Origin of the sequence: Mucilaginibacter sp. (assembly GCF_036383575.1) — a bacterium.
In the GTDB taxonomy this organism is placed as follows: domain Bacteria; phylum Bacteroidota; class Bacteroidia; order Sphingobacteriales; family Sphingobacteriaceae; genus Mucilaginibacter.
Map to the genome: position 1 here is coordinate 1 of NZ_DASVOB010000435.1, position 20122 is coordinate 20122.

General features: G+C 44.3%; 11 protein-coding genes and 1 pseudogene. 8 read left to right on the top strand and 4 right to left on the bottom strand.

Annotated features, from left to right (window positions below):
• The 8 genes and pseudogenes from VF500_RS15225 to VF500_RS15260 all read left to right on the top strand — a co-directional run.
• Nucleotides 1–422, top strand: a pseudogene (locus tag VF500_RS15225) (SusC/RagA family TonB-linked outer membrane protein); the annotation flags it as partial.
• 11 nt (nucleotides 423–433) lie between these two features.
• Nucleotides 434–1957, top strand: coding sequence for a RagB/SusD family nutrient uptake outer membrane protein (locus VF500_RS15230; RefSeq protein ID WP_330860483.1), 1524 nt, complete (start codon nucleotides 434–436; stop codon nucleotides 1955–1957).
• 29 nt (nucleotides 1958–1986) lie between these two features.
• Nucleotides 1987–2709, top strand: a complete 723-nt coding sequence (locus VF500_RS15235; RefSeq protein ID WP_330860484.1) for a hypothetical protein — start codon at nucleotides 1987–1989, stop codon at nucleotides 2707–2709.
• Nucleotides 2710–2750: 41 nt separating this feature from the next.
• Complete coding sequence (locus tag VF500_RS15240) at nucleotides 2751–4361, top strand: DUF5008 domain-containing protein (RefSeq protein WP_330860485.1); 1611 nt, start codon at nucleotides 2751–2753, stop codon at nucleotides 4359–4361.
• A 29-nt stretch (nucleotides 4362–4390) separates the two neighbouring features.
• Complete coding sequence (locus VF500_RS15245) at nucleotides 4391–6091, top strand: alkaline phosphatase family protein (protein ID WP_330860486.1); 1701 nt, start codon at nucleotides 4391–4393, stop codon at nucleotides 6089–6091.
• 32 nt (nucleotides 6092–6123) lie between these two features.
• Complete coding sequence (locus VF500_RS15250; RefSeq protein WP_330860487.1) at nucleotides 6124–7557, top strand: PA14 domain-containing protein; 1434 nt, start codon at nucleotides 6124–6126, stop codon at nucleotides 7555–7557.
• Nucleotides 7558–7582: 25 nt separating this feature from the next.
• Nucleotides 7583–8395 carry a PKD domain-containing protein gene (locus VF500_RS15255; protein ID WP_330860488.1) on the top strand — a complete coding sequence of 271 codons (813 nt, stop codon included), beginning with the start codon at nucleotides 7583–7585 and terminating at the stop codon, nucleotides 8393–8395.
• Nucleotides 8396–8623: 228 nt separating this feature from the next.
• Nucleotides 8624–9646, top strand: a complete 1023-nt coding sequence (locus tag VF500_RS15260; RefSeq protein ID WP_330860489.1) for an LLM class flavin-dependent oxidoreductase — start codon at nucleotides 8624–8626, stop codon at nucleotides 9644–9646.
• Nucleotides 9647–9768: 122 nt separating this feature from the next.
• Here VF500_RS15260 and VF500_RS15265 read toward each other — a convergent pair whose 3' ends face one another.
• The 4 genes from VF500_RS15265 to VF500_RS15280 all read right to left on the bottom strand — a co-directional run bounded on the left by VF500_RS15265 (nucleotide 9769) and on the right by VF500_RS15280 (nucleotide 20078).
• Nucleotides 9769–12126 (bottom strand): glycoside hydrolase family 127 protein, encoded by a 2358-nt coding sequence (locus VF500_RS15265; protein WP_330860490.1) that lies wholly within the window; start codon nucleotides 12124–12126, stop codon nucleotides 9769–9771.
• Between the two features lie 24 nt (nucleotides 12127–12150).
• Nucleotides 12151–13245 carry an endo-1,4-beta-xylanase gene (locus tag VF500_RS15270; RefSeq protein WP_330860491.1) on the bottom strand — a complete coding sequence of 365 codons (1095 nt, stop codon included), beginning with the start codon at nucleotides 13243–13245 and terminating at the stop codon, nucleotides 12151–12153.
• A 376-nt stretch (nucleotides 13246–13621) separates the two neighbouring features.
• On the bottom strand, nucleotides 13622–15568 hold the full coding sequence (locus tag VF500_RS15275) for a glycoside hydrolase 43 family protein (protein ID WP_330860492.1): 1947 nt from the start codon (nucleotides 15566–15568) through the stop codon (nucleotides 13622–13624).
• 421 nt (nucleotides 15569–15989) lie between these two features.
• The gene (locus VF500_RS15280) at nucleotides 15990–20078 is read right to left on the bottom strand and encodes a hybrid sensor histidine kinase/response regulator transcription factor (protein ID WP_330860493.1); all 4089 of its coding nucleotides are present in this window, start codon (nucleotides 20076–20078) and stop codon (nucleotides 15990–15992) included.
• Nucleotides 20079–20122: the final 44 nt, after the last annotated feature.

Sequence of the window (20122 nt, forward strand, 5' to 3'; positions counted from 1 at the left end):
TGTCAGACCGCTTATCGATCATGAAGGATCCTTATGCCCTGCTTGCGGCAGTCCCTTTGGATGACCTGGATATATGGAGGAACCCGGGTGATCAATCCAAGTACCCTAACCCCTACTCGTTTTCAAGGTTCAACCAGATCAGGCCGCTCCGTTCTGATCAGAGTTTGTGGCAGGAAGAAGGCTCATACCTCAAGATCAACACGGTTACGCTATCCTACATGTTCGACAAGAAGTTTGTGCGGCAGTTTGGGTTCAACAATGTGAGGGTTTATTTCTCAACCAATAACCTCGTCACTTTTTCGGGATATAACGGACCTAACCCCGAAAACGTAACCTCGCTGGGCCGGGATATATCAAGCGGTTATCCGGTACCGCGCACTTATAATTTAGGTTTAAATATCGAACTAAATACAAGTAAATAAAACTCAAGATCATGAAAAAAAGTGTTATATACATTTTAGCGGCGGCAGCAAGCTTGTGTTTACCATCCTGTAAAAAGTTTCTGAATGTACAGCCCATAGATAAATTAACGGGTAATAACTTTTACCAGTCGAAAGACGATGTGGTGGCCAATATTTATGATATGTCAAGAACATTTTTTGGCAAGATCAACGAAACACATTTTATCGGCGCAACGGGCGAATATCGCTCGGGTGAAGTTTTGTATGAACCACAGTCAGACAATGGGCCAGCGCGTGCATATGTAGAAGTATTGGGCCGGAATGACCTGATCAGACTATTGGCGGGAAACCAACCCTGGAATTTCTACAACTTTAATAATATTACCGACTGGACGGGATATTACCAGGTGATACAAAGCGCCAATATCCTTATTTCAAAGCTCGAAGCGGGTGTACCCGGTGTAACAGACAGCGAAAAAAAGCAATTTGAAGGCGAAGCCGCTTTTATACGCGGGCTTGCATATTTCTATATGGTGAGGCTTTATGGCGATGTACCTTATTTTACCGATGCCTACCATTCAACAGCATTACCCCGTGAAAACATGGTATCTGTTTTAAACAAAAGTATCGCCGATCTTAAAAAATACAAGGATGGTTTACCATGGACCTATGCCGATCCTGCTTTGAAAGGTGTAAGAGCGAGCAAGGGCAGTCTTATCGCGCTCATCATGAACATGAACATGTGGAACGCCGGCTTCGATAAACCTAACGCGAACAAATACTACCAGGAAACTGCCGATTACGGACAGGAACTCATTAAAAGCAATGCTTACAGGTTGCTGCCTATAACTGAATGGGCAACGGTTATCAAAGGCCGGTCGGACGAGAGTTTGTTTGAGTTTTACCGCAGTATTAACTATGGTGATCAAAACACAAACGTTGCCCCTATAGGTGACATGTTTCTGCACTATCCTTATAAAAGGCCCGAGTACACGCACCGCATAAGCTTTGCCTATTTCAGGGCTGAGTATATGCAAAAACTATATCCGGGCACTGCCGATAAGCGTGCTACTATCTGGTTTAACTCCGATATCTACGCTGATAACGGAAAATTCATGATGCTCAAATTTGCTCAAAATGCTTTTGCAACCGGAGACGAGGATGCCAATCCTGACAACACCTTTATGATATTCAGGTATGCCGGTGAAATACTGCTATGTGCAGAAGCGCTGGCCGAACTGGGCCAGGATGATCAGGCTATTGCCCTGTTGAATAAAGTAAGGGACCGGGCCGAAGCATCACGCTATACCGGTGGTGGCGGGCAGGACCTTAAAGATTTCATTTTCCTGGAAAGATCGCGGGAACTGATGGGCGAAGGGCACCATTATTTTGACCTGGTGCGTACCCGGAGGATCATGAACAGCGAGTGGTCATATAATGTATTGACCCTTGACAAGTTTAACCGCGGTGCCTGGACCTGGCCAATCAATAGTAACGCGCTTGCCAATAACCCATTTATGTCACTAAACATGTATTGGGTAAACGGAGGTAATTAACCTATTCCTAAAAAGTAATGATAAGAAATATGAAAAATATAATTATTGTTTTTGCCGGTTTTTTACTGGTGCTTACCGGCTGTAAACGCGATGAGTACTATAAAGACGGAGGCAAAGCTAAGGCCGATTATCCCGCTGATATGCTTCAATATCTGCAAGATAAAGCAGTGCCGTTTGATACCATTGCCCAGATCGTAAAACTGGCCGGGATGGAAGAAACATTCCGCAAAAGTGATTTTACCTTTTTTGCCCCCGATGATGATGTTATCAAAAGAACCATAGGCAATAATAAAACAAGGGGCTCTTTAAATTATTTTTTGTTTTATTCTGGTCGTGATACCGTGAAAAAGCTATCGGATATCGACTCAGCGATATGGAGAAAATATCTGCAACGGTATATGTTCAAAGGCATTAACCGTCTTAAAGATTATCCGCAAATAGATTTTAACCTGCAAAATCAATACCCGGGAGCCCTTTATTATGCTTACAGTGGCGATGTAGAGAACATTGGTGTGATATATGGCGACGCCAATAACATCAAATATATTGGCCCGCGCACACTGGTAATCAGTTATATCTATGACATTAATGATGCGCAAAACGCTGTTTTTCGAAATAATGTCTCCTCATCGGATATTAAACCCACTAACGGGTTAGTGCATACGCTGCAATATAATGAAGCCTACTTTGGGTTTAGCCAAAACGACTTTTATCAGGAAATATACTTCGCAGGCCTTCATCATTCTGAGTAAAACATTATTAACAATATTATTTCAATGATAATAAATTGAATATGAGAAGACTTAACTATATCATCATGTTTATCCTGCTGGTGCTCACAATAGAGGCATGCAAAAAGGATAAAACAATTTATTCCGATCCCTATGGGGACGGAAAGCCACCATTGGGCGTTACCCTTAGCCGTGATGCTGTACCAGTACCATCTGTTGGTGCAGTGGGCACCGAAGTAACGTTTAAAGCCACCGGCCTTATCCAATATAAAGACAAAATAAAGTTCATGTTTAACGGCGAACCCGGCCAGGTTACCGAGGTTACGGAGTCAAGTATTAAGGTGAAGGTGCCTGCATTTGGCAGCACAGGGATTACATCAATCGCTATTGATGATCAGTTAGTACTTGGGCCCCTGTTTAAGGTAGCCGGGTTAATTAATATCGACCCTTCTTTCAGGGCTACAGCCGGAGCAAACAATGCTGTAAACCAGGTTTATCCACTTGCCGACGGCCGGAACCTGGTACTGGGATGGTTTACCAATTATGATAATAAAGGGATCATCACGCCACTTAACCGTATTGTAAGAACATCAGCAGATGGCGAGTTTGACCGTACTTTCCGGACAGGTAAGGCAGCAAACGGATCATTATCAAAGGTTATTGAACTTGGCGGAAAATACGTTATTGCAGGGGGCTTTACCGGCTACAACCAACGAACCGAAAATATCAGTAATATTACCACTTTAAATGTTGATGGCAGTATTGATACCGTTGGTATAAAAACCTACAGACGTCCATCACAAACAGATACCACCAAATATTTCCCCAAATTTAACGGAGGCACTAATGAGTATATAGCCAAAATATATAAGCATCAGAACAAAATACTGGCAACCGGAAGTTTCAGATACTATGTGAACCGGGTTTACACTGAGCATAATCATGATTTTAGCCGGGATACGGTGATCCTTGATAGTACCGAGATAAGACAGATTGCCCGCTTTAATCTGGATGGATCACTTGACAAAACTTACCGTTTCAACATAGCGACCAATAAAGGCCAGCCTTCGGCAAACGGCCCTGTTGATTCGTACATGCATACCGACGCGGATCAGCTGGAAAAACTGGTGCTGTTTGGAAGTTTTACTACGTTTGACTCCAAGGCCGCGGGCTGCCTGGTTCGTTTAAGTGCCAACGGCACTATTGACGACTCATTTAAAACCGGCAGGGGTACCGATAACAGTATCTCATCCCTAACATATAATCCTGTAACCAAAAAGTATTTGATAACGGGGGTCTTCAGGACATACGATGGCAAACCAGCCATCAGCATGGCGCTGGTTAACCTTGATGGTACGCTTGATCAAACCTTTGTAGCTAAAACATTTGAAGGAGGTTACCCCGGTTTCGCCCGCCAGCTCAATGATGGCTTGATAGTAGTTAGCGGCAGCTTTAAAAAATATGATAATGTTACCCGTAATGGTTTCATGGTGTTAAATACCAAGGGTGAACTTGCCGGCAATTATAATACAACGGGGCCATTTTCAGGTGCCTTGTATGACATCGTTGAAACCAAATCGACAGATGGTAAACGGGCATTATTACTGATCGGCAGCTTTTATCGCTTTGATAATATTCCGGTTAGCAATATCATACGCGTCACTATCGAATAATTTTAAGAGAACCTATAATCTATAAAGAAATGCAGAACAGGAAAAAATATAAACAGGTCATCTTTTCAATTATCTGTGCATTGGCTGTTGCTACAATATCATGTAATAAGGATTTTGTGCGTACCCTGCCCGATAAAAATTATACAGATACAGCCAAAGCAACATCCGGTGAACGTAAGGTTTTGTACCTGATCGTTGACGGGGCAAGGGGTTCGTCTGTAAATAGTGCCAATGTCCCCAACATTAAAGCATTGCTGCCCAGTTCTATTTATAGCTGGGTGGCCTTAAGCGATCCGGATTCAACCCGGGATGTAAGCAATTGGGCCAATATGCTGACCGGTGTAAAAAAAGAAAAACACAAGATCTTATCGGATGATTTTGCGGGGAACAACCTGGCAACTTATCCTGTGTTTTTTGAAAGGATAAAAGAAGAAAAACCAAATGCCAAAATCGCTTCTTTTGCCTCTTCGACTATTTTCAAAAATAAGTTAACGCAAGGCGCTACCGTAAGCGAGTTGTACGATACCGATGAGCAAATTAAAACAGCAGTAGTTAACAGCCTAAATACCGATACGGCACAGCTGATAGTTGGCCACTTCAATGATATTAAGGAAGCCGGCGTCAAATATGGGTTTGATAATTCTTCATCGCAGTATAAAGCTTCTATTGAAAAATTTGACGGGTATGTAGGTGAGATCGTCAATGCCCTGAAAAAAAGGAAAAACTACGCTAATGAAGATTGGCTGGTAGTGATCGCATCAAGCGGAGGCGGTAAATTTAATATCCCGGCTAATGAGAATGATAATACCGTTTTCAGTAACACTGCCGTCAATACGTTTGCCATCTATTACAATCCAAAATATAAACAAAGAGTGATAGGTAAACCATTTACCGGCAACAGGTATCTGGGCCGTACGGTGCGCCTGAAGGATACAGGAGTAAGGGCCGAAATTGATACGGCTGATATTTTTAATATCGACGATACAACCAAGTTCACCATTGAACTGAAAGTTAAAAAGAACGAGGATAAATTCTTTTGGCCAAGTATCCTGGGTAAGAGAGCACAATGGTCAGCAGGTCATCCCGGGGTTGGTTGGGTAATTTACCTGGAAGATGCTTACTGGTATTTTGAATACCGGGGTACCAAGGATGGTGATTATCATCAGTGCCGTGGCGGCGACCTGCAAAAAGGCAGATGGCAAAATCTTTCCGTTAAATGTGAGATACGCGCAGGCAAGCGATACATCAGAACATACACCGACGGAGTTTTTAATAATGAATTGGAAATAACTGCATCGGGTAGTCTCGCTAACAATAGCCCGCTTAAACTGGGTTATTTAAACGGAACAGGGCATGGTACACCCGATGTGTATGTTACCGATATCAGGTTTTTTAAGGTTGATGTGCCCGACGCCGTGATTGGAAATTATGCCTGCGAAACCTCCATCAGCGAAGGCCATCCCTACTATACTTTTCTGGCGGCATACTGGCCGGGTACTGATGGCCAGGGTGATAAGATCAGGGATGTTGGTCCGCAGGCCCGTGATTTTCAATTAAAAGGCAATTACCAATGGGAGGATTTTAATGACCTGATCTGCCCGCCGCCGGCGGGGGCGCTTGCCCAGTTTGTTCCGCAAACGGCAGATATCCCTGCACAGATCATAAACTGGTTCAGAATACCTAACAGGCAGGCTTGGGGGCTTGATGGCCGCGTTTGGCTTGATCAGTAAAATTTAACCATTATAAACTAAATTATTTGATGATGAAAAAATACAGATATGTTTTGCTTATCGGGTTAATGATCCTGGTAGCGGCAGCCTGCAAAAACAATGCCCTTGACGAGCTGAAGCCAATTCAAAACACCGACAGGGATATTGCCGGCGCAGGAGCAAATACAGGTGGTGTAACTGCCGGTAACGAGATAGTTAAAGTACCATTTAAAATATCCTTATCAGGTCCGGCAACCAAAGCTTTCCAGGTGGGTATAACGCTTAATAATGATACCGTGACCAAACTGATCGCCAATGGTACCCTCAAAAATACGGTGGTGTTACCTGCAGGGGCAATTGATTATCCCGGCGTGATCAACGTATTATTCGGAGCCGATACAGCAACATCGGTTGCCAGTATCAGGTTATCAGCCATAGAAGCTAATTACGGCAAAAACGTAGCTTTTGCATTTAAACTTACAGATCCCGGTAAAGGTAACCAGATCAAAGGGGGGCAATCAAATATCCTGGTAGTGCTTGATACCAAAGCGCTTGTTAAAGAAAGTGATATTCATTACCTGTCGCTTTTAAATGGCGGCGGCATTATGAATGTTGATTATCAAAAAAACTATACCACATCGCCGGCGGGGATTACCGTTCCAATAACCATAAACCTGGCAGGTGTGCCAGCAGGTGCGTTTAACGTTAATGTGAAATTGAATATGGATACGATAGCCACTTTGGTAAGTAACAAAGTGTTGCCCGATAACACTATCGCGCTTAACGCCGATCAGTTTTCTATCGATACCCTGATCAGGGTAAACTCCAATTCCAGTACCGCGGTGATACGCTTATCAATTGGCTGGCCTGTTTTTGACGCGAACATAGCTGCTAATAAACGTTTTGGCTTTGTGGTGAGTTTGGCTAATCCGTCAAAACACATCCTGCATCCAACAAAAAGTAAACTAATCGTTTTGGTGCAACCTGAGGTTAATCTTGATAATAACTCTTATATAACCGGTAATGGAACAGGGTTAAAAGCGGAATATTTTTCAAATAATCAACTGCTTGATTTTGATGGTAGGAAGCCCGATCTTGTACAGATAGAACCCACTATTGATTGGCCTAACGATGGCGTTTGGCAGGCCGCGATACCAACTATAAGCCATGATAATTTCTCCACCCGGTGGACCGGCGAGTTCCTTGCACCCGTTCGGGGAGAGTATGTATTCTGGCAAAATGAATGGGACGACGGATCGAGATTATATATAGACGGCAAGGCCATTATTAATGATTTCACCACCGAGTGGGATAAGGACAGCCGTACAGCCAAAATATTCCTGGAACGAGGTAAACGCTACAAAATCGAAGCCGATCATCGTGAAAACGTGGGTGGCCAGCGTGCCCGTTTAACTTTTGAGGTACCATCTGCCGGTATCAACGGAAGAAGGATAATACCACAAAGCCAATTATTTCCGGCCCCTTAAGCCTAAACAGATCAATGAAAAAGACATGAAAAAGATATTGCATATTATATCGGTATTTTCAACAGCAGCCATGTTGTTTGCCGGGTGTAAAAAAGATAAGCCTGCGCCTCAGCCCGAACCGGATGAGCCAAAACCTGTAGTGGGTTTTACGGCTGCGCGAACAGATAGCGTTGATTTTTTAAGTTATCAGTTCAATAGTACAGCCGTCAATTACAAAGATATCCTGTGGCAATTTGGCGATGATAGCACCTCGACAGAAAAAGCGCCTAAGCACAGGTATGCTTTTGATGGTTTATATCACGTAACATTAACGGCCAGAAACTCTCAGGGGTATTCGGCTGCCCGCGAAATAATATTGAACGTTGCCGATCCTAACTTTGACAGAAGCAAGGTTGGTGAAAGCTATTTTGCTACGATAGGCGGTACATTTACCGTATCACGTGATAATGGCGGTGGCCCAAATTCAAATGAGGGTTCACTAAAAGTCGTTGATGGCGATCCGAATACCAAGTTTTTCCAATCGGGATTCTCCGGCGACCTGGTAATGAAATATGAACTTAAAACAGCCGTTGTTGCAGGAGCCTATACCATGACATCGGCAAATGACTCGCCCGATCGTGACCCGAAAGGATGGATCCTACAGGGCTCTGAAGATGGCATACGATGGATAAACCTGCATAGCAAAAACAACGAAGTTTTTGCCAACCGCGCGCAGCGGATCCTATATCACTTTAATAATAATGTAGCTTACAAATTTTATAGAATAAGCATTAAGACCAATAATGGCAGCCGCGATTTCCAGATGGCTGAGTGGACAGTTAATAAAAAGCAGCCGTAAAGGTTGCTTTTTATTAACAATACAAAATTGCTTTAGGAAAAATGGTTTATCAGAAGTAGTCTCAGTTAAAAGGAGCAGCGCTTAGAGTTTAGTTTTATTCGGGTTGACGTTATTGGTAGCAGGGTGCCCTATCGGGAATGATCACCGGCGATTTAAATTCATGACATTTGCGCAATTTCGACAAAACAGTGATTATGCGGCATCACAGGATGATTACCTTTGAATGTTATGAAAAAAATAGGATTTCTATCATTTGGGCACTGGTCTAACCACCCCTCTTATGAAACCCGTACAGCGGGAGATACCTTACTTCAATCCATCGACCTGGCTGTTGCTGCTGAAGAATTAGGCTTAGATGGTGCCTATTTTCGCGTTCATCACTTTGCGCGGCAGTTAGCGTCTCCATTTCCTTTGCTTTCAGCTATTGGTGCAAAAACAAGCAAAATAGAAATAGGTACCGGCGTTATCGATATGCGGTATGAAAACCCCGCCTATATGGTGGAGGATGCGGGCGCTGCGGACCTCATTTCAGGAGGACGTTTACAGTTAGGGATCAGCAGAGGTTCACCGGAGCAGGTGATTGACGGCTGGCGCTATTTTGGTTATGAACCTGCTGAGGGGGAAACCGATGCCGACATGGGACGCAGCAAAGCTTTGGATTTTTTGGACAAATTAAAAGGCACCGGATTTGCCCAACCAAATCCGTACCCGATGTTTCCCAACCCGCCGGGATTGCTACGTTTAGAGCCTCATTCGGGGGGGCTCCGGGAACGTATCTGGTGGGGAGCCGCTTCTAATGCAACTGCAGTGTGGGCAGCCGAGAACGGCATGCACCTGCAAAGTTCTACCTTAAAGTTTGATGAAAGCGGCAAACCTTTTCATATCCAGCAGGCAGAACAGATAAGGTTATATAAAGAAGCATGGAAAAAAGCTGGGCATCAGCGGGAACCAAGGGTTTCGGTAAGCCGGTCTGTATTTGCACTGATAACAGACCAGGACAGGGCTTATTTCGGACAGCAAGCGAAAGCATCTGATAGTTTTGGTTATATTGAAAGTGATAAACGGGCTATCTTCGGAAAGAGTTATGCTGCCGAACCAGAGCAGCTCATTAAGGACCTGGCGAAGGACGAAGCCATCCAGGAAGCGGATACAGTGCTCCTGACCATTCCTAATACGCTGGGCGTTGATTACAATATCCATGTGCTCTCCGCTATATTAGAACATATTGCACCTGCATTGGGCTGGCGATAGCTAATTAAAAAAGCATGAAACTATCCTCGTGGATATAAACACCTAAGACGGCAGCTTTTGAGGAAATAAAAAAGAGGATGAGCTCACTTGCTGAGCTCATCCTCTTTTCCACGATGATCGGTTTATTGTTTAAGGATTCGGACATCGGTGACCGGAGCGGTACTCAGGCCATTAGTCGCAATAAATTCAACAAGAAAACGCTCGTCATTGCCTGCCGCAGCGGCCGGGAGTGGATATTCCATATTTTTGGCAATCCCGGCAGTTGTGCCTCCAGTTTTAACCTGTCCTACCCTGCTCTTGTTCACCAGGATATCAAAGGAACGGGCATCGGCCGTGGTAAAATATGTAATCCGTAAATACTTTGCTTCGGCGGTGTGGCGCAGTTGATAACTGAAATAGCCCGTTGCAAACCTGAAATGGACATTATTCAAAATCCCTGTTTGCGAATCTTTGAAATCCAGCTTGTGATCGTTCTCGGGCTGCTGCTCCCCAGGTGATACCCGGTCAACGGTTCTCGGCGCAAGTTTGATATAATTCTCATCAAGTGCGGCAAATGACGCCTCCAATTGTGTTAAGCTATCCCTTGTAGAAATTGGCCAGTACAGCATATAGCGGGTGTCATGAACAGCATAGAAGGGAATAAGTTTCTGTTGCCTGCTCTGTCCGCCAACCTGCGCATTGAGCTCGTACTCCAGGCTATCGGTTTTAATACGGTGTAAAGCCAGCGCCGGGTTCCCGCCGTTGCTTACCAACACCGGCGCTTTAACGAGCGGATACATCGGGCCGCCTGCGATATGTGCCCAGCGGCTTCCATCGGCAAACAAGCCGGGGGTATTGGCGCTATCCGTCGGCGCAGCTAAAACGATCGGACCGTGAATGAAAGACACCCATTGAGACTGATCCGGCAGGCGCTCTGCATAATCCTGCATAGGTAATGAAACCTGTATTTGATCACCTGACTGCCAGGTACGCTCTATCCGGGCATATCCGTTTGCCGATAATGTTGCCTGAATTATTTTGCCGTTCAGCTTGATCACGTACCCTGCGGGCTTTACCCAGGCGGGCTTTCGGATATTAAGCGCAAATTTCCCGGCCGGTGCTTTTGTGATCCTGAAATTGCTCGTTTCCTTTTGCGGAAATTTATTCTCCTGGACCATTGCAAACCCTCTTTCCTTCCAGTTCAATACCGAAGGAATAAAAAGGTTAACGTAGATATCATTCGCCTGATGCGTATAGATCAGTTCGCCATATTTGCCATGGTTTTCCATACCGGTGCCTACGCAGCACCAGAAACTCTCCTGCGGCGTGGAATACACCCTGTAATGCTGCGGATGGATGGGGGTAAAATATACAAACCCGCCTTTAACCGGATGCTGGGAAGATAAAATATGATTGTAAAGCAACCGCTCATAAAAACCGATCTGCTCCGGCCGCTGATCCTGTAAAAAAATCATTTTGCTCAGCTTCAGCATATTGTTGCTATTGCAGGTTTCCGGCCCCTGTTCCGATTCGAGCATCGATTCAAAATTGTCGGCCGGGTTGAAGTGCTCCGCAGCGCTGTTGCCGCCAATGGATATACTCCGGTTTTTCACTACTGTTTGCCAGAAAAACCGCGCTGCATTTGCTATAGACATATCGTTTGTCAACTCCGCGATCCGCTCAAAACCTATCACTTTCGGAATCTGGGTATTGGCATGCAAGCCGGTTAGGCGGTCTTCCCGGTTTTCAAGCGGCAACAGTATCCGGTTATGTGAAAACCTTTTGGCAAGATCAAGGTACTTTTTATCCCCCGTGATCGCATAGGCGTCCGCAATTACCTCATTCATTCCGCCATGTTCCATATTAAGCATCGTTTGCATCTGGGCATCGCTTAAACCGGCAGTTTCATTTGCCGCCCAATCCGTCAACTGAAGGAACACGGTCTTTGCCTGCTGGTTACCTGCTAATAAGTATGCATCACGCAAACCGGCAAACAGTTTATGAAGGTTATACCATGGGACCCACTCCTTATTAAATTCCGAGAAATCGCCGTTTTTAAATGCAGCCCACATGTGCCTGCCGTTGGGAACGCCACCAACATAGCCATTACCATTCGCTTTCTGGCAAAGTGCCAGTTCACTAACCATATAGTCAAGCCTCTTTTTACATTCCACCGAACCCGCCGAGGCATACATCTGCGCCAGGGCGGTGAGGTAATGACCTGCGGTATGACCATCCAACCCGCTGCTTTCCCAGTTTCCGTAACTTTCGGCTTTTGGCTTAAGGCCTGACTCGCGTAAAAATGGAGCAAGCAACCTGTCCTGATCAAGGGCGAGCATATACTTCAGATCGGTTTGCTGTGCCTGGTAAAAGGGACTGTTCAATAAGCGAATGTCGTTTAGGGGAAAGAGCGAGATCCCTGCCTTTTGGCCAAAAACGCTATCGGTACAACTAAGAAACAAAATCGCGTATGCCAAACTGCATATTAAAGGCTTCTTCATTTAATAAGGTTATATAACTTAAGTTTAAAATTTCACCACTCTCCAGAAAGCTGGCTTGGGCTGAAGCTCCCTGTCAAACAATAACGGATAATTTTTCCTGCCCCGTACCGGGAAATCATTCAACCAGGATTTAGCATCTGAAACGTTCCAAAAAGTAACGCCTGTTATCACGTCCCTGTACTTGCGAAACACCTGAAACACCATTTCATATTGTTCACTTTGCCTTTCGGCAGCCTCTTTGGTATACAATTCCCTTTCTCCTGGCTCTTTTTTCCTGTTGTTTTTTTCCCATGGATAAACAGACATATCAAGTTCGGTTATTTGAATTTTTAGCCCAAGCGATGCGAAGCGTTCGATCGTTTCTTCAAGTTCATGCCTGGAGGGCTCAAATATCGACCAGTGCGCCTGGAGACCAACGCCGTTTATTGGAATTTTTGCATCGATCATCTGTTTTAAAAGTTTATAAAGCCGTTCTCTTTTACCCGGACGTTCCGTGTTATAATCATTATAAAACAGCTGGGCGTCAGGATCTGCCTCATGCGCAAATTGGAAAGCTTTATATATGAAATCTTCACCGCATATTTTATACCACATTGAATTTCGGAGAAATTGTGTGCTATCATCACTGACGGCCTCATTTACAACATCCCAGGCATAAATTCGTCCTTTATACCGGCCGACAACATGTTGAATATGTTCCTTGAGGCGATTCAACAAGACTTCTTTGCTTACAACATTACCGCTCTTATCATAGAAAATCCATTTCGGCGCCTGGTTATGCCAGCAGAGGTTGTGGCCCCTGATGCGCATGTGGTTTTTTTGTGCAAAATTTACTACAGCATCCGCGTTCTTCCAATTATACCTATCTTCTTCCGGATGGATAGGCCCCATCTTCATCGCATTTTCAGGTGTTAAACTATTGAACTGTTTAATTATCAAATTCGATATCCTTTGGGATGAAAAGTTGATATCATTAGGCGAAACTGCAACACCAATAGGGAAATAATCCCGGTAGCTTTCTTTGAGCGTAATTGCGGTATCCAACTGCTGCCCAAAAGCCCTATCTAAAATTCCAAACAAAAAGAAAAGTGTAAAGCAGTAAAATTTAATGATATGCATTTTTTGAGTATTAGAGGAATCGTTTCGCTTAAGGCTACCTGACATTTGGTTTATAACTTATTTTATTGGATTTAATTCGACCAGCCTCCTCAACAAAAGGAAAATCGAAAAAATAGGCTTTCTTATGCCTAAGCTAAAAATTCCGGCTTTTGATTAAGATCCGGATATTTCTCCTTCCCTGTTATTTGCGAAAATCCGACCAGCGCATATTTAAGCCCGCCAAAAATAGAATAAGCACAAAGAACAGGATACAATAAAAATCCAAATAAATAGCAGAAATGTTGAATACCCCAAGCAGGGAATGGGTACGAAACTCTTTTAAATGGAGATCAAATCATATCAAAATTTGATCCTTTAAAACTATCATTTTCTCCCACTATTTAGCGGAAGAAAATGATAGTTTATCAATCAGAATACTGCCATTATCCGAGGTGGTTGATCTGAGGGTGATCTTATGGATACCTGCCAAAGGTTTGATTGCTGCAGTATAAGTATCCGCCTGGTTACCAGCACCCGACGGAATTGTAATCACCGCCAGCGGCGTTTCAAGATCGTCATCCACAAACAATCCAACGGTGGCGCCTGCGGCCTGGCTGCTTGCTTTTAATTTCCAGTACCTGCATTCCCGACTGAAAGAAACACGGTTAAAGGTTACCGTAGATCCGTTAGGCGCTTCAACAACTACCTTCTTATCATTAGCCGGTCCTTTTGCCATTATAGTTTTAGCCAACAAAGCTTCGTCATAGTACCTTGCTTCGACAGCCGTTTGCGCGTTAAAAAGATTTGGAGGTCCTTTCCTCGTCCTCATTCTAAACCAATTGCAGTCTACATATCCGCCGGTATGCCGGGTTGCATAATTGAATATTGCAAAACGGTTACCGGTAAACATTTTGAGGTCGAACTTCATATAAAGGGTATCACCCAGTCGATGGAATTTTTTATTGTCAAAACTGTAATAAAATGTAGCCTTATCACTGGTAGTATTGACCGATGACCTGAAATAAAGCTGGGTTGCATTTACTGACGGAATACTGTCAACTACCTTGCCGTTATTCACCATTAATAATGTTTTCTTATTTGGCCCCGAAGCCTTAACCCCGATAAATGCATATGGCAGTTGCAGCACGCCGAGGCCCGCAATATCACCTGTTTGCATATGGGCAATATCAAAAGCTGCCGTGCCTACAGAAAACGGCCCGAATAAACGTTGGGTTAGCGTGTTTCTTGCCAGGGTAAGATCCTTTGCAACATTGGCTGTCGACAATCGCAAATATCCTTTGCGGCTTGTTAAAGACCAGGAATTATCATCAGGGTTATGGTTCCATGCCCATTGCCCCCCCAAACTGTCAGTGTTAAATTCATCACTTGTCGGCAATATCTCTACCGGCCATTTCTTACCAACATTGGGTTTACGGTAGGTAACAACTGCCCGGCCGTTTTCGCCTACAATTGGCCAGTTATCTGTCCAGGTAACAGGTTGCAACGTGGGCACCCGTCCTACCCCATCGCGATCCTGGAAAATAACACTCCACCATTCCCCTTTTTGCGTTTCGATAAGGGCTCCCTGATGTACTCCTTTCCCCGGTTGGTTCATATCGTCCCTCAGAACGATTTTTTCTTCGTAGGGGCCATATATGCTACGCGACCTTAGGCAAACCTGGAAGCCATCGCCACCACCATAAGTAGCATAAATGTAATAATACTCATTGATCTTATACATATGACTGCCTTCCAGCCCCTTGCGCAGGACCTTGCTCACAATAACGCTATCCTTGCTCACCGGCGCGATATTCTTGTCGACTTCGGTGAGCGAAAGCTTTGAAAACCCGGAAACCACGTAATTTCTTCCATCGTCGTCGAAAAAGAGGCCTGAATCATAAAATGCCTTTGGCAGCTTTTGCAATTTCCATGGCCCTTCGGCGCGGTCGGCGGTGCACAGAAAGCCGCCTTCGTCTAATGTTAGAAACAAAATATAGAATTTACCATCGTGGTACCGGATACTGCTGGCCCATTGACCGTGGCCATAACGGGTGCCGCCGGACATATCATAAGCAGGATCTTGTTTGAAACTTTTCACGGCATTTGTTACATACTGCCAGTTGACCAGGTCTTTTGATTTAAGAACCGGTACGCCGGGAAAAAAGTACATTGTTGTACAAACCATATAATAGGTATCGCCAACCCTGATAACATCATTATCCGGAAAGTCGGACCAGATAATTGGGTTGGTAAAAGTGCCGTCTTCGTTATCGGATTGCTGAGCGCGGCAATACGATGACCAAAAGGATGCAAGTAATAAGGTTAAAAAAATAGTCTTTTTCACTTTTTGAGTTTATTTGAATGTGATCGGTAGATCTCCCAGCGCTCATTTCGAAAAATCAGCACCAGAAATTATAATTGGTATTCAGGTTTCAAAATTGGCCAAACCCCAAATACCGAACTACAACTATTAGGCTCATTTATACAACTTTTCCCCAATGAAATACGGGTTGGGAGCCAGTATTTCCCTGTGTTACCCTATAACTATGGTTTAATACATAGATTTTTGCCGGTCAAGTAAAGATGTATTATCAGTGATTTCCATCGGGACAGGCCACCGTTTTTAGTGCCTGTCTGAAATAATCAGCAGCGGCCTCAAACAAGTATTGGGAGACTATTCATTTTCAATAAAATTCCGAAAGAAACATATAAGTATCATCGGGGCGCTTGTTATTGGAAGTATTAGCATTAAACACTTTCCCGGGTCAATTGACTTTCAGCTCCTCCCTTTTCATAGCCCGGAACTCAGAAGGCAACATATTAAATTTAGCCTTGAAGGTTTTGGTAAAATAATGAGGGGTACCAAAACCTACTTTGTAAGCGATCTCCGTTATGGTGAAATCACTTTCGGCCAGCAATACCGCGGCACGGTCAAGCTTATAGGAACGAATAAATTCAACCGGCGGCTTCCCGGTAATTTCAAGCATGCGATTATAAAAAGTACCCCGGCTCATATCAAAATTACTGGCCAGGTCCTCTATGGAAACATTCTCCTTATTTAACCGCTCGTCAATATAAACGACTACATTATTAAGGAACTTTTCACTGCTCGATTCAATATCAACAGGCATAGGCGTAATCTTGATCTGCTTAGAATAGGCACTTTTGGAGTTCATATTAAGGGCAAGCAGGTTCCTCACCTTAGCCTGAAGTATTTCGAAGCTGAATGGCTTTGTAAGGTAATCGTTAGCACCTGATTCCAAACCGGTCAGCTGCTGATCAAATCCATTAAGCGCTGTTAACAGGATAACAGGGATATGGCTGGTCCTTTTATCATTCTTCAATTTCCGGCTAAACTGAAGTCCATCCATCTGCGGCATATTGACATCGCTAACAATAATGTCTGGGTGGCAGGAAAGCGCTTTGTTCCATCCTTCAAGGCCATTAGCCGCATCTACAACTTTATAAAAGGTCTTCAAGTTGTCTTTCAGGTAGAACCTGAAATCGTCATTGTCTTCCACGATCAATAAGGTGGGCAGATCGCCATTTTTTGACTTTCTGCCAGAAACCGTTACCGAAAGATCTGGCTGTGCTGTTGGCAAATTTGCTAAACCGGATGTTTGTGCGATACCTTCAGTATTCTGGATAACGGCGTTTGGAAGAGGGAGATTTACCGTAAAGGAAGCTCCTTGTTCTGGTTTGCTCGCTACGGAGATGGTTCCACCATGCATTTGCACAAACTCTTTTGTGATGGACAATCCAATACCGCTACCCTGGCTTGCAGTTCCGTTTTCCTGCAGTGCCTGGAAAAATCGATCGAATATTTTATCCAGCTTTTCAGCTGGAATACCTATCCCCGTATCAGTCACTTTGATCCTTATGCAGGTAATATCCGGATCACTTTCTGCCGACATGACCTCGACGCTGACAGAAACGTTGCCGCCGGCGGTGGTAAACTTGAAAGCGTTCGACAAAAGGTTAAAAAAGATCCTTTCTATTTTATCATGATCAAATTTTACAGCCAACGGTTCCGACGGGAAGTTAACATTCAGATTGATTGCTTTTGATGCTGCAAGGTCCTGAAAAGAGGAAACTACATCTTTCAGGAAGCGGCAAATGTTGCCATCAGTTAAATTAAGTGTCAGTTCATGTTCCTCCATTTTACGAAAATCAAGCAGTTGATTAACCAGGTGGAGCAGTCTTTTAGCATTTCGTTTGATGACGGTTAATTGTGACGCGATGTGGCTGTCTTTCTGAAGCGCTAAAAGGTTATCAGCCGGGGCCAGGATCAGCGAGATCGGGGTGCGGAACTCATGACTTAAATTGGTCAGGAATTTAATTTTCATCGTATCCAGCTCGTGCTGACGCTCCGCGTTATAACGCTCTTGCTGCACTTCAAATTTTCTTTGTAGCTTTTTAACGCCACCTCGCCAAATGAAATATAGTGACAGGCCAACTAAAACTATATAAAATATATAGGCAACTGTAGTACGATAAAATGGCGGGCGAATGATCACGGTGATCCTGGCCCCCTCGTTATTCCATACACCATTGTTATTCGCCGCCCGCACTTCGAATGTATAAGTACCCGGATCGATGTTTGTGTAATTGGCTGTAGTGATGTTACCTACGTTATTCCAGCTATTCTCAAACCCCTTTAACCTGTAGGCATACCGGTTTTGATTTGGCAGGGTATAATTTAACGCACTGAAGCTGATCGCGAAGTTCTGCCCGAAAGCGAGTTGAATGCTCCTGGCTACCTGTAGATTCTCCTGCAATACAGATCCCTCGCCAGGTACAACAGGTTTGTTATCTACTTTTAGGGAGGTTAACTGAACGGCAGGAATGTTTTTATTTATCTTAATATCCGAAGGTTTGAAAAAGTTAAACCCTTCCACCCCGCCAAAATAGAGCGTACGGTTCGATGCGAGAAAACCCGCCCCAAGAAGAAAAGCATTATTTTGTAAACCGTTATCTGAATTATAACAAACAATTTTTTGCGTGTTCCAGTTAAGGCAACCAATGCCGTTATTGGTACTGATCCAGATATTTCCTTCACCGTCACCCAAAACCTTTCTGACAACTGGATTAGGCAGGCCCTTGTCGCCACCATAAGCAGTAATTTTTTTTGTTTGTTCATTATAGCAAAAAAGCCCTTCGCCACCTGTTCCGATCCACATATTGCCCCTCCGGTCTTCATACAGGGAAAGGATCTTGTTGATCGGAAATCCGGTACTGCCCATATCCAGCACGGCGAAGGTTTGTAAACGCGGGTTGTAAACCGCAATACCTGATCCAAATGACCCGATCCAGATATTACCTTGCCGGTCCTCTTCTATAGCCCGGATATAGCCGTTCACAGGCAAAGTTTTATCTCTTTCCAGTCGTTGTTCCGGGGCAATTTTTAAAAATCGTTTCGTTTCTGGATTGTACATGTCCACGCCGGCACCGTTAGTCCCGATCCACATGTTGCCGGCCCGGTCCTCCCTGGTACAAAAGATCTCATTGCTGTTGATATGAAATGGGCCTTCATCCTGCAACATCTGCCGGTAAGCGCCGGTGCGCGTATCGTAAACAAACAACCCGTTTCGGAAGGTGCCGATCCAAAGCTGCTCATGCCGGTCCATGGTCATATTCAATATTGGTAAACCGTCGGCGTTTATACCGTTCCGGGAAACGATGTTTGGGTGGCTGAACAGCCCTGTTGATGGATTGAAAATATTAAGTCCGCCGCCGTCGGTCCCCACGTAAATGATCCCGTCACGCCCTTCGGCAAAGGAAGTAACGAGCGGCGCGTTCAAACCTTCGGGGTCAAATTCACTGTATTTTTTTACGTTGAACAACGTGAGGTTCTTATCAAACTTATTGATCCCTCCGGGATAAGTACCTATCCAGTAAATGCCATTCTTATCAATATAAACGCACCTGATCGCCCTGCTATTGATGCTAAACCGCTCACGTCCGTTCCGAACATATTGGGTGATCGCACCTGTATGAATGTTCAAAACATCCAACCCGCCCTCCGTACCGATCCAAATATGCTCATCCGTGTCACTCACTACCTGATAAATGATATTACCGCTTACTGACCTTGCATCGCCCCGTACATATTTATAATTTGCAAAACTGTTCTGATCTTCTGATAAACGGCTGAGGCCATTGTTTGTGCCGATCCAGATCCCCCCATCCTTATCTTGTGCGATGGTTTTGACTGTATCATTAACAAGGCTTCTGGCATCGCTGTTATTATGCCTGTATAAGCGGATCTGACGAGTGTTAAAATCATATTGATATAAACCAAAGAGTGTCCCTATCCACATTTTTTTAGTTTTGTCTTCGAAAACGCAAAGCGTATTTTCAGACCGGCTCCCCCCTTCCCGGCGCGGGTCAATATCAAGCTTTTCGATCCTGCCGGTTTTGTGATCCACTATATTTACACCACCCATTGTAGCCACCCAAAGCTTTCCCAAATGGTCACTACAGATGGCAGTGATAAACCTGTTTGTAAGTTGCGCTTTGGCACCCTTTTGCGGGTACATGTCGAAAGAATCCGTCTTTCTGTTATATAGATAAAGGGAACTACCAGGGGTACCTGCCCACAAATCGCCGACGGCATCTTCATGTAGTGCAAACACCTCTTTAGACTGAAAGACCGACATATCCGGTGAACGGGGAATATAGGTTTTGAAATTATTCCCGTTATAGGAACTCAGCCCTTCTTCGGTGGCAATCCAAAGTAAGCCGTAACGGTCTTTAAGAATGGCATTCACTGTATTGGCAGATAGCCCGTCCTTCGTGGTCAGCGTTGTAAATTTAACATCTGTGTTTTGAGCCTGTGCCTTACCGGGAATCAACGTGACGCTGAGGCAGCACAATAAAAGGAGGCAAACCGATGAAC